General features: G+C 51.1%; 11 protein-coding genes. 2 read left to right on the top strand and 9 right to left on the bottom strand.

The genetic code is table 11. The features are described from left to right. The first annotated feature begins 191 nt into the window (after positions 1-191). Both KNO72_RS12395 and glpK read left to right on the top strand, forming a co-directional pair. Entirely contained in the window at positions 192-899 is a 708-nt protein-coding gene (locus tag KNO72_RS12395) for an MIP/aquaporin family protein (RefSeq protein WP_047795079.1), read from the top strand. 28 nt (positions 900-927) lie between these two features. Further along, entirely contained in the window at positions 928-2,445 is a 1,518-nt protein-coding gene (glpK, locus tag KNO72_RS12400; RefSeq protein WP_078147317.1) for a glycerol kinase GlpK, read from the top strand. 65 nt (positions 2,446-2,510) lie between these two features. Here glpK and KNO72_RS12405 read toward each other — a convergent pair whose 3' ends face one another. The 9 genes from KNO72_RS12405 to prfB form a co-directional block, all read right to left on the bottom strand. Then, a complete protein-coding gene (locus tag KNO72_RS12405; RefSeq protein ID WP_240499842.1) occupies positions 2,511-3,665 on the bottom strand; it encodes a PDZ domain-containing protein in 1,155 nt (384 codons plus the stop codon). A 28-nt stretch (positions 3,666-3,693) separates the two neighbouring features. Beyond that, positions 3,694-5,097: a S41 family peptidase gene (locus KNO72_RS12410; RefSeq protein WP_214683868.1), complete on the bottom strand. Its 1,404-nt coding sequence runs from the start codon at positions 5,095-5,097 to the stop codon at positions 3,694-3,696. A 101-nt stretch (positions 5,098-5,198) separates the two neighbouring features. Then, positions 5,199-6,524, bottom strand: a complete 1,326-nt coding sequence (locus KNO72_RS12415; protein WP_214683866.1) for a murein hydrolase activator EnvC family protein — start codon at positions 6,522-6,524, stop codon at positions 5,199-5,201. A 23-nt stretch (positions 6,525-6,547) separates the two neighbouring features. Then, positions 6,548-7,450 (bottom strand): permease-like cell division protein FtsX, encoded by a 903-nt coding sequence (gene ftsX / locus KNO72_RS12420; RefSeq protein WP_031422854.1) that lies wholly within the window; start codon positions 7,448-7,450, stop codon positions 6,548-6,550. Next, positions 7,440-8,126 carry a cell division ATP-binding protein FtsE gene (ftsE, locus tag KNO72_RS12425; protein ID WP_078147321.1) on the bottom strand — a complete coding sequence of 229 codons (687 nt, stop codon included), beginning with the start codon at positions 8,124-8,126 and terminating at the stop codon, positions 7,440-7,442. Before ftsE ends, ftsX begins: the two co-directional genes overlap by 11 nt. Positions 8,127-8,479: 353 nt before the next feature. After that, on the bottom strand, positions 8,480-10,087 hold the full coding sequence (locus KNO72_RS12430) for a BCCT family transporter (protein ID WP_078147322.1): 1,608 nt from the start codon (positions 10,085-10,087) through the stop codon (positions 8,480-8,482). A 112-nt stretch (positions 10,088-10,199) separates the two neighbouring features. After that, positions 10,200-10,535, bottom strand: a complete 336-nt coding sequence (gene cccB / locus KNO72_RS12435) for a cytochrome c551 (RefSeq protein WP_031422851.1) — start codon at positions 10,533-10,535, stop codon at positions 10,200-10,202. 108 nt (positions 10,536-10,643) lie between these two features. Continuing rightward, positions 10,644-11,501: a YitT family protein gene (locus KNO72_RS12440; protein ID WP_031422849.1), complete on the bottom strand. Its 858-nt coding sequence runs from the start codon at positions 11,499-11,501 to the stop codon at positions 10,644-10,646. A gap of 61 nt (positions 11,502-11,562) precedes the next feature. Continuing rightward, entirely contained in the window at positions 11,563-12,663 is a 1,101-nt protein-coding gene (gene prfB / locus KNO72_RS12445) for a peptide chain release factor 2 (protein ID WP_012726943.1), read from the bottom strand. Positions 12,664-12,705: the final 42 nt, after the last annotated feature.

Consider the following 12,705-nt stretch of genomic DNA (forward strand, 5'->3'; position numbering starts at 1 on the left):
CCGAAAAAACCATCCACTTCGTGAACGTTTCGCTCTGCTTCTTAATTCTTTTGCGAAGTTTACAGCTGTAAATGTGAACATTTGTAGGAAAAAAGTAGGATTTTTAAAAAACACTGTTTTAAAACGCTTACATTTTGGGCATATAATGAAGTGGTAAGTCAAATTGCATAAGGGAGAAAGGGGAGTATCACATGTCAGCATTTGTCAGTGAAATTATTGGTACGATGCTATTGATTCTGCTCGGTAACGGTGTCGTCGCCGGCGTCGTCCTCCGCCATTCCAAAGCGGAAAACTCTGGCTGGATTGTCATCACAATGGGTTGGGGTCTTGCCGTTATGGTCGGGGTCTACGCAGCCGGAATTTACGGAGGCGCTCACATCAACCCTGCCGTCACGATTGGTCTCGCGACAGCAGGCGAATTCCCATGGGCTGATGTCCCACTTTATATCCTCGCTCAGTTTATTGGAGCCATCATCGGGGCATGTTTGGTTTATGTCCACTACAAGCCGCACTATGATGCGACAGACGATCCTGGTTTAAAACTGGCGACGTTCTCGACAGCTCCAGGTATTCGAAGCACGCCGTACAACTTGATTGGTGAGATTATCGGAACATTCGTCCTTGTCTTTGCATTGTTGTCATTCGGGGCAAACACATTCGCAGACGGACTCAATCCACTCATCGTTGGTTTCTTGATTGTATCGATTGGTCTTTCGCTCGGTGGTACGACGGGATATGCGATCAACCCGGCACGTGACCTTGGGCCACGTATCGCACACGCATTCCTTCCAATTAAAGGAAAAGGATCTTCAGATTGGGGTTATTCATGGATCCCGGTCGTCGGTCCGATTATCGGTGCGATTATTGCCGCACTCATCTACGGTATTCTCGTCCCTTAACACATAATTTTGAAGGAGGAAATCACATATGGCGAAAGAAAAACGTTATATTTTAGCATTGGACCAAGGAACGACAAGTTCACGAGCAATCATCTTTGATCATGATGGAAAAATTGTCACAGTCGCACAGCGCGAATTCAAACAATACTTCCCGAAACCAGGCTGGGTCGAGCACAACGCCAATGAGATTTGGGGGTCTGTCCTCGCCGTTATGGCGGAAGCGTTCGGTTCTGCTGATATCGACCCGAATGAGATTGCCGGAATCGGGATCACGAACCAACGTGAAACAGCTGTCGTTTGGGAGAAGGAAACAGGACGCCCTGTCTATAACGCCGTCGTCTGGCAATCCCGTCAAACCGCCGACATCTGTGAAGAGCTGAAAGCAGCCGGTCATTCCGATATGGTCCGCGACAAAACAGGTCTCCTCATCGATGCCTACTTCTCAGGAACGAAAGTCAAATGGATTCTTGACAACGTCGAGGGTGCACGTGAAAAAGCTGAGAACGGCGAACTCCTCTTCGGGACAATCGACACGTGGCTCATCTGGAAACTCTCTGGTGGAAAAGCACACGTAACCGATTATTCGAACGCATCGCGTACACTCATGTACAACATCTACGAGCAGAAGTGGGATGACGAGTTACTCGACATCTTGACAGTGCCAAAATCAATGCTTCCTGAAGTCAAACCGTCAAGTGAAGTCTATGCGAACACGATTCCATACCACTTCTTCGGATTCGAAGTCCCGATTGCCGGAGCTGCAGGTGACCAACAGGCCGCCTTGTTCGGACAAACTTGCTTCGAAAAAGGTGAGGCGAAAAACACGTATGGAACAGGTTGTTTCATGCTCATGAACACGGGAGAAGAAGCCGTCAAATCTGATCACGGTCTCTTGACGACAATCGCTTGGGGCTATAACGGGAAAGTAGAATACGCGCTCGAAGGTTCGATCTTCGTCGCCGGTTCTGCAATCCAGTGGCTCCGTGACGGATTACGAATGTTGAAATCAGCGAAAGACTCGGAACAGTATGCGACACGGATCGAATCAACTGACGGTGTCTACGTCGTTCCTGCCTTCGTCGGTCTCGGTGCCCCGTACTGGAACTCTGACGTCCGTGGTGCCATCTTCGGTCTCACGCGTGGGACAGAGAAAGAACAGATGGTCCGGGCGACAATCGAGTCACTCGCTTACCAGACACGTGACGTCCTCACGTCGATGGAAAATGACTCAGGCATCAACTTGAAGACGCTCCGCGTCGATGGTGGAGCCGTCAGCAACAACTTCCTCATGCAGTTCCAATCGGACATTCTCAACGTCCCGGTCGAACGTCCTGAAGTGAGTGAAACGACTGCACTCGGTGCCGCCTACTTGGCGGGTCTCGCCGTTGGATTCTGGAAAGACCAAGCCGAAGTCAAAGACCAGTGGAAACTCGATAAGAAGTTCGATCCGAACATGGACGAGTCTCACCGTGAAGCCCTATACAAAGGATGGCAACACGCTGTCGAAGCCACAATGGCATTCAAACCTTCAAAACTTGATGTATAAGACGAAAGGGCATCCTTGCAGGTGCCCTTTTTGTATGCAAAAAAGAGTACCCATGACGGATACTCTTACAGTTTACGTAAGCGAACTCTCGGGCTCGTTGGTTCCCCGACGAACAAAATCCCGAGCTCATGTGGATCGGTCTCATACATCGCCCGTTGAACGAATCGGATGTCTCCGTTCAGATTCAACACTTCCAGCTTGATGTATGGCTTATGTTGCTGGAGCGCCTCATAAAAACTGTGCCCTCCGGTGATGACCGTCCCGTTGACTTTATAGATCGATTCACCCGGGATGAGCTGCATCGCCTCTCCAGGCGAGTTCGGTAGCGTGTCGACGATGACCGCCCCACGGTTTCCGTTGATGAAGACGGGTGTCGTTCCCCGATTCTCGCGTTTGATCCATTGTAAGCCGAGCTCATAGAGGACGAATAGCGTCAATACTACATAGTCGACATATGGAATCTCAAACGCATATGAGAGGCCGAATAGACCGAGAGCGATCAAAGCGAGTACGGCACGATAATTGCTCAGTCGTGCGAGAAGCGTTCCTGGTAGGGCGCCGGTCGACAATAAACTGACCCCGATGGGAATCGGAAGAATGATGGGCACCATCGGCCAGTCGAGACCGAACATCGGTGGCACGAAGACGACGAGCGGGAAAAACCAAATCCGTTTGACGACATGCCCTCCGATAAACTGCCCCCGTTTCGACAAGATCAAGGTCGGGGATGTCTCTTTTGGTCCGTTCCAGCGCAAGAGAATCGCTTCAGCAAGGGTGACGAGGCCGAATGTGAGCGCATAGACCGTCCAATCGACCTGAGCGAGTGCTGCTACCCAATCACGAAGCACCCCATATGCGACAACATCGCGTAACAAGACGACCCCAAACAACACGAGAAGAGGCAGCACCGGATTAAAGAATCGCGGATGCATCGTCAAGACGACGAGCGTATAGAGAATCGTGAACGAGACGGCCCACTCAAACGTGATGGTCGTCTCGAGTAAAATCGTCACGGCCGATGAGAGGACCGCTAACAGAAGACTCGGCCAGATGAAATGTCTCCATTCCGACTTCGGTGAGCGACGTCTCGAACGGAACATGGCCCGTTCTCGCTTGACCCGTGTCAGCGATATGTATGTAAGGGCGACAAGTGTCACCCAAAACAGCGGACTACCTAACAACGTCAATAAAGCCGTAACACCCATTCGTACAACTTCCACGCGGTCCAACCCTTTCTTTCATACAACGTTATTTTGCGGCTTCTTCAAGCGCACGATTCAATTGGGCGTCATTCGCCTCATCTTGAATCGCTTCGAGCAACTTCGCTTCGAGTGCAGAGGCTGTCTCTTCATCGACAGTTCCAGAAGCCTCGAGACCATTGTCTGTCTGGAATGCTTTCACGGCGTTCGCCATCGTGTCCCCGTAATATCCCGGCTGACCGCCTGGCTCATAGCCGATTCCAGTTAAAATTTTATGCAAGTTCGAGACGGCGTCACCGTAATCTCCGACTTGGAGCGACTCTTCTTCTGTCAGGACACGGGTCACGTTGAAGAAGTCCGGTTGCTCCACTTCAATGTCCGGCTCGATGCCCTTCTTGTTAATCCAATTTCCGTCCGGTGTGAGCCACTTGCTCGTCGTCAATTTCAAGTTACTGCCGTCCTCTAAGTCGAACGCCGTCTGGACGACACCTTTTCCGAACGTCTTCGTCCCGATGATGGTCGCGCCTGCTCCTTCTTTCATCGCACCAGTCAAAATCTCAGATGCCGAGGCAGAACCCTCATCCGTCAAGACAAACAGGTCATACGGTTTCGCTTCACGAGCGCGACCGTTTTGTGCATCACGGTCACCGTCCGCATTCTCGATTTGGACGACCGGTTTTGAGGTCGGGACGAACCCTTCCGACATCTCGATGACGGCAGGCAAGAGACCTCCCGGATTTCCACGAACATCGATGATCAAGCTATCGATTTCTTCTGACTCGAGTTGCTCGAGTTGTTCGAGGAATTCATCAGCCGTCGGTTCTGAGAATTGGGTGACTTGGAGATACCCAATCTTTTTACCGTCTTTCTCTTTCACTTCAGAGAAGACCGTCTCGATTGGAATCGTGTCACGTGTGATCTCATAATCCGCCGTCTGACTGCCACGGCGAATCGTCAACGTGACGGTCGTCCCTTTTTCGCCTCGAATCAATTGGACGGCTTCCTGTACATCCATCCCTTCGATCGACTCCCCGTCGACCGCTGTGATGATGTCGCCAGGACGAAGTCCCCCCTCTTCAGCCGGAGCGCCTTTGATCGGAGCGACAATTAGGATGTCCTCTCCTTTCTTCTCCAAAGTCGCGCCGATTCCTTCAAAACTCGATTCAATCGAGTCCGTAAATTGTGACGTTTCTTCCGCATCCAAGAAATCCGAATACGGGTCGTTCAGCGCTGCGGTCATCCCGTCGAGCGCACCGGTCAATAAATCGTCTTCTGAGATGTCCTGTAACGAATGTTCTTCAATCAAATTACGTACTTGGTCGACTTTATCCCAGCCTTCCGCATTCGTTTGAATGGGAAGCGATGTGTCTGTAAACGCCATCGTCGCAAGGCCTGCACCGGCCCCAGCCACGAACGTTGTGCCAGCGAGTAGTCCTGCGGTTGAATTTTTCACGGGTTGGTCCCTCATTTCTCTTTGTAAGTCTTTTCATTAGTATAGCAAAAACTAGAGGAAAAGCGGACGCGTTCCACATATTTGGGACGCGTCCGCTTCTGTCAGTATCCAATATACGGGGCTGGGTCAATCGCGTTCGGCTGTCCCGGTGCCCATTTTCCTCGGTGTAACTCAAAATGAAGATGGGGACCGGTCGACCAGCCGGTATTGCCGAGCGTTCCGACCGTCTGTCCCGCCGCCACTTGTTGACCGGCTCCGACTGTGATCGCATTTAAATGGGCATAGACGGTCGTCCAAATCTCACCGTTGATGACATGCGAAACGAAGACGACATTTCCATATCCGGTCGCCGGTGCCGCCTTGATGACGACACCTGGTGCGCTTGACACGATTGGTGTTCCAGACGCATTGACGAGGTCGATGCCCTTGTGAATCTCCGGCACACCTGTCAACGGGTTGTCTCGTGGACCGAACGGACTAGACACATAACCGGACACAGGACGAACGAATCCCGTGGACGTGGACACATTCGTCGGTGTTTCGGTTGGTGCGGTCACTTCTGGTGCCTCCTCGACCTCCGACTCACGGGCTTCCGCTTCTGCTTGTGCTCGCTCTTCAGCGGCACGCGCCTCAGCTTCACGTTTGGCACGTTCCGCCGCCTCTGCGGCTTCTCGTTCGGCAGTCGCAATCGCCTCTAGTTGTTCACTGATGATGCGGTTCTGTTCAGCCATGACCGCCTGCTCTTCACTGCGCGTCATCTTTTCGAGCTCGAGCTGCTCTACTTGTTCGTTCAGTTCAACCAACAGGTCACGTTTCTTCTCGGCCGTCCGGTCAAGGTCTTGCTTGGTGATGACGAGCTCGCGCTCTTTTTGCTTGATGAAAGAGAGCTGGGTACGTTGTGTCGACTCGAGCGACTCCAAACGTTCCATCTCACTCATATAATTATGTATGAGCTCCCGGTCCTGTTCAGCGATCGTGCGGGCCGTCATAGCCCGTGTCACGAAGTCGCCGAAGGAACGGGACTCAAAAATGACTTGTAAATAGGAAGTGTCTTCATGTACTTGCAAAACGCGAAGGCGCTCGTTCACGAGTTCCTTCTGGCTTTCCAAGTATTCTTCCTGAACGGAAAGTTGTTGGCGGGTCGACTCGAGTTCTGCCCGGGCTGTATCGACCTCATGCTGCTGAATGGCGATTTGTTCGCTCAATTCATTCAACCGGTCGTCGACGACGTGTATTTCCGTCTTCACGGCATCACGCTCTGCCTCGGTGATCTCGAGTTCGGCATCCGTCTCGGCCTGCGCTTTTTTCGACTCCTCCAACTCATTGGACAGTTGATCTTGTCGAGCTTTCAACGTGTCTTTCTCTGTCGCCATGACCGGCATGGCAAGTAACGATACACACAACCCTAGCGCAAGCGAACGTTTCATCCGCCAACTCCTCCTTATTTAAGTTAGATTTTCAAGAAACGACCGAGCGATGTCGTCGATCCCCAGATTCCGATGAACGCACCGAGTGCAAGTAAAACAAGCGATACTTGGACTGTTAGCGTCGATGGATCAATCAACTTAAATATATCACTATTCAATTGATCAAGCGATGGTTGTAAAGCACTATATGCAACGTCATATCCGAAATAAATGACAAGAATCGGGACGAGAGCCCCAAGCATTCCAAGGAGCAATCCTTCGATAAAGAACGGCCAGCGGATAAAGCTGTTTTTCGCTCCGACGAGTCGCATGATTTCAATCTCACGGCGACGCGAGAAGATTGTCATTTTAATCGTATTTGAGATCAAGAACATCGCCATCAATGTCAAACCGACAATCAACGCGAGTCCACCGATGCGAATCCCGTTGAAGAAGGCAAACATTTTATCGATGTAGTCTTTTCCGTATTTCACATCGTCCACATTATCGAGTGAACCGACCGATTTGGCCACTTCCTCTAGTTCTGTCGGGTCTTGTGCTTTGACGATATAGCGGGCGTGGAGCGGGTTGTCTTTTTCAACCGTTCCGTATGCAGCCGCATCATCGCCAAGCTGGTCTTGGAACTTCGCTAGCTCATCTTCTTTTGAACTGAACGTGACCGTCGAGACACCCGGCACCTGTTCAATGTTCTCCCCGAGTTTCTCAACCGAGTTCTCATCCGCTGTACGAGTGATGAACACTTGAATCTCGACATCATTTTCGACGTTATCTGAAATTTCATTGATGTTGAACATGACGAGTGCGAATACACCGACAAGTAGCAACGTAATGGTCACGGCACTAATCGCCGCGAACGACATCCATCCATTCCGAAGTGTTCCTTTGAACCCTTCACGCAAATGGCGCAATCCAGTCTTAAATATCATAGCCATATGCTCCTTTCTCTTCATCGCGCACGACTTTCCCGTTCTCAATCGCGATGACGCGGTGACGAATCTTATCGACGATGTCACGGTTGTGTGTCGCCATGACGATTGTGGCTCCGCGGCGGTGAATCTCTTCAAACACTTCCATGATGCCCCATGCTGTTTCCGGGTCTAAGTTCCCTGTCGGCTCATCGGCGATGATCAATTTTGGCTTATTGACGATTGCGCGAGCAATCGAGACACGTTGTTGTTCTCCACCTGATAGTTCGTCGGGATAGTTGCGCGCCTTGTTCTTCAATCCGACAAGGTTCAACACATCCATGACTTGTTTCCGAATCGAAGACGTGTCCGCTCCTACAACTTCTAATGCGAACGCTACGTTCTCATATACCGTAAGTGACGGCAACAATTTGAAGTCTTGGAAGATAACGCCGAGTTGACGGCGTAGCTTCGGTACGTGTCGGTTTTTAATTTTCCCGACATCGAGTCCGTCAATCAACAATTGACCGGCTGTCGGCTTCTCCTCACGATAAATCATCTTCATGAACGTCGACTTTCCGGCACCGGAAGGCCCGACGACATAAAGGAACTCGCCGTCGCGAATTTCTAGATCGAGGTCATCCATGGCGACGACGCCGTTCGGATATACTTTACTGACTTTTTGCATCGAGATCATAACGTATTCCCTACCCTTTTTAAATTATTTTTAAGCATCTATGACGAATTTGAATCGATTATTTTAGTTACTGTATATTTCGCCTAGAGTCTTTTTTACAGGAAACGGCTCCCTCTGTCAAGGTGTCGCTTTTTTATGTTAGCCTGGTCAAAAAATCATCTAGGGCATATGTTGAAGCGACTACAATTATATCAATCCGACTTTTAAAACACCATTACAGGATTGTTTCAGTTCGATTGAGTTCGATGTGAAAATGTCGCGAAGAACCTCACTTTCTTAATCTCCCAGAGAATGTTGAAACCGCACTTCAAAAGGGTGCTCCCTAAGGAACACCCTTCACCAATACGCCACATTTAATCGTGTGGTTTTTCTTTCAATGCATCAAACGGCGACTTTTTCCGTTTCCGATACTTGATATGGATCGTTGAGGATTCATAGTCATCGGAAGCCCGGATATCCCGACTCGATACGCGGACGAATGACCAAGCAAGAAGGAACATGATGAGGATAAGCGGGAATCCACCGACGATACTCGCTGTCTGGAGCGTCTCTAGTCCGCCGAGGAACATGAGCGTGAGCGGCATGATAGCAAGCGCGAACGCCCAAAAGAGACGGTTCCAGACAATCGGCTCATCCTCGACATGTTTTTGCGTGACCGATGCCAAGATGTATGATGATGAATCGAACGTTGTCGCCAAAAAGATAATGGCAAGAAGCGTAAAGACGCCGATGACGACTTTCCCGAAAGGCAATTGGCCGATGATGGCGATGATTGTAGGTGCCGGGCCATTCGCCGCCATGTACCCGACAACATCGAACGTCCCACTTAGATGAAGGTAGAGCCCGTAGTTTCCGAGAATCCCAAAGAACAAGATGCATCCGAGCGTTCCGTACACCATCGTCCCAAAGATCATATTCCGAATCGTACGACCGCGTGAGATACGGGCGACGAACAATCCGACGAATGGTGCATAGACAAGCCACCATGCCCAATAGAACACCGTCCACGATTCCGGGAACCCGGTCGATGTGAAGCCACCGAAGTCACCGAACGGTTCCATCCACGTTGCCATCCGGAAAAAGTTATCCATGACGATTCCGACTCCATTGAACGTCGTCTCCATAATGAATCGAGTCGGACCAAAGATAAGCACGAACGTCAAAATCCCAAGGGCGAGCCAGATGTTCAAGTCACTGAGTACTTTGATGCCACCCTTCAGTCCAATGTAAGAACTGATGGCGAAGATGACCGTACAAATCAACATGATGACGGCCTGCATCCCGAGCGTGACGGGAATCCCTGTCAGTTCGTTGACCCCTTCGGCAATCATCGGGGTACCGAGGGCGAGCGTCGTCCCGGCACCACCTAATAATCCAAAGATAAATAAGATATCAATCAATTTACCGAGGGGTCCATCTGCCCATTTTCCGATAACGGGACGTACCGCTTCACTTACCTTTAAGACGGATTTCTTACGGACGTAAAAGAAATAAGCGATCGGCAGTGCCGGTAACGTATAGATTGCCCAAGCGATCGGTCCCCAGTGGAACATCCCATATGCTGTCGACCATTGAATCGCTTCCGGTGACTCCGGTGTCAGCCCGAACGGCGGACCTTCATAGTAATAGACCCATTCGATGACGGACCAATAGAGGATGCTGGACCCGATGCCGGCAGCAAATAACATCGCCGCCCAAGAGAATGTACTAAATTCGGGTTCTTCATCTTCACGACCTAATTTGATATGACCATTCTTACTGAAGGCAATGAAAATCAAAAATCCGAACGCACCTAAGCCCATTGCTAAGTACAACATGCCGAAGTTAGAGGTCATGTATTCGTTCGCCGCACCGACCCACGCTTTACCGGTCTCTGGGAAGAAGATGAGCGGTAACGTCACCCCTAACAGTAATACAAACGAGCCGATAAAAGTCGGCCAGTCAATCAGTTTCGTCTTCAATCGTCATCACTCCATTTCCACTATGTCTCACGTTACCTTAACAATATTTCCCCAAGCCTTAACACCCAAAACAAAAAAGCATGAGGTGTGTTCCACCTCATGCTGTCGAATCTTATTTTTTCTCAGCGAGCCAAGCGGCGACCGCTGTGATCTCTTCGTCTTTTTCAATGACGTTCGCAGGCATCGCGCCTTGACCGTTTCGAATGACGTTTTCAATCTCTTCTGCCGACAGACGAGCACCGACTTGCTCGAGTGACGGACCACTCATTCCTTCAAGGTTCGCACCATGACATGCCGCACAGTTTTGTGCGTATACCGCTTCCGCGTCAACCGATGCCGTGTTCGAGCCCGAATCCCCGTTGCTCGATGTATCCTCTTCTTCACCGCCGCCACATGCGCCGAGTGTCAGCATGGCGCCGAGGCCGATGGCCATCATCCATTTTTTCATAACCACGTTCCCCTCCTAAGTTGTAGAAATGACCTACATTTACCATTATAGCCGTTAACGTATGTTTTCTAACCTAATCTCACGAAAAGTACACAAAGATTCCACAACTTACGGCACGTTGATGTAACGCTTATCAGACGTAAACCCTTGTCCGAGCACCTCATGTGCCTCACTGAAGACGAGGAACGCCTCTGGGTCGATCCGACGGATGATTTCCTTCAATCGACTCACCTCGCTCTGACGGACGACGATCATGAGCATCGGACGGTCGAGACGTGAATACGCTCCGATCGCTTGGATCTCTGTCGCTCCGCGGTCAAGCTCCTCGAAGACGGCCCGGACGATAAAGTCCCGCTTCTCCGAGATGACGTAAGCCATCTTGTCCTGTGTGAACCCGAGCTGGACGAAGTCGATCATCTTGACCGTGATGAATAACGCGATGAGTGCATAGAGTCCGGTCGTGAACGAGAACGTCAAGGCCGCGGTCAAGACGACCATGCCATCGAGGATGGCGATACAGAGATAGAGCGGGATGTGCGTGAACTTATGTAAGACCTGCGCGATCAAGTCCATCCCCCCTGTCGAGGCGCGCCCCCGGAAGATGAGCCCGAGTCCGACCCCGACGCCGACACCACCGAAGATGGCCGCGAGGAGCGTATCGTCCACGGCCGCACCGGCATCGATCGCCTCATAGAAAAGAATGACACCCGGTAAGAAGATGGAGCCGACGAGCGACTTCACCCCGAAGCCGAGTCCAAGGATGGCCCAACCGATAATCAAAAGTAACACGTTAGCCACGAGCTGGAACGCCCCCGGCGAGATGCCGAACAGCTCATACGTGATGACCGAGATCCCGCTCACCCCGCCTGATGCCAGATTGTTTGGCAACAGAAATAAGCTGAAGGCCGAGGCGACGAACACTGAGCCGGTCAACAAATACAGATAGTCTTTGACGATTTGCTTCATTAAAGAAAGTCTCCTTTACACACAACATGGCCCAAAGACAGGTGTCTTTGAGCCACATGCATCACATATTTGTTTTACGAAGGTAGGCATCGATGAACGGCATGACGTCGCCGTCCATGACGCCACTCGTGTTCCCGACTTCATAGTTCGTCCGGTGGTCTTTGACCATCGAATACGGGTGGAAGACATACGAACGGATTTGGCTACCCCAACCGATGTCCGTCTTTTCCCCACGGATCTCGTCGAGTTTTCGTTGCTGCTCGTCGAGTTCGCGTTGGTACAATTTCGCTTTCAACATCTTCATCGCCGACTCACGGTTCTTGATCTGTGAGCGCTCGGTCTGACACGAAACGACGACGCCCGTCGGCACGTGCGTGATCCGGACGGCAGAGTCCGTCGTGTTGATGTGCTGACCGCCGGCACCTGATGCACGGTACGTGTCGATACGGAGGTCTTCTGTCCGTACTTCGATCTCGATGTCGTCATCGAATTCCGGCATGACGTCACATGACACGAACGACGTATGACGACGACCTGACGAGTCGAATGGCGAGATGCGGACCAAGCGGTGAATCCCTTTCTCCGCCTTCAAGTAGCCGTATGCGTTATGACCGACGATGCGGAGCGTGACCGACTTGACGCCCGCCTCTTCACCCGGGAGGTAATCGACCGTCTCGACTTTCCAGCCTTGTTTGTCAGCGAAACGTTGATACATCCGAAGGAGCATCGATGCCCAGTCCTGTGACTCGGTACCGCCCGCACCCGGGTGCAATTCGAGGATGGCGTTGTTCGCGTCGTACGGTCCGTTCAAGAGGATCTCGAGTTCGAAGTCATCAAACTCCTTCTTGAGCGCTTGAATCGATTCCCCGAGCTCTTCTTGCATCTCGGCGTCCGGCTCTTCCTTGATGAGTTCGAGCGTCACTTCGCCGTCCTCATGTTGATTGGCGAGGTCTTGATACTTGTCGACCATCGCTTTGAGTCCGTTTGACTCGTCGATAACTTTTTGTGCCTTCTCCTGGTTGTCCCAGAAGTCAGGATACGTCATCTCGTTCTCAAGCTCGGCGATACGTGCTTCTTTCTCTGTCAAGTTGAGAGACGCTCTGTAATTCTCGAGGCGTTTCGCCATCGCCTCTAGTTCGTTCCGAATATCTGAAATTTCCATAGTGTGATTCACCTTTCCGTAGGAAAGAGGCGAGCGGACCCG

It is taken from the genome of Exiguobacterium sp. s123 (assembly GCF_018617075.1).
Taxonomy (GTDB): domain Bacteria; phylum Bacillota; class Bacilli; order Exiguobacteriales; family Exiguobacteriaceae; genus Exiguobacterium; species Exiguobacterium profundum.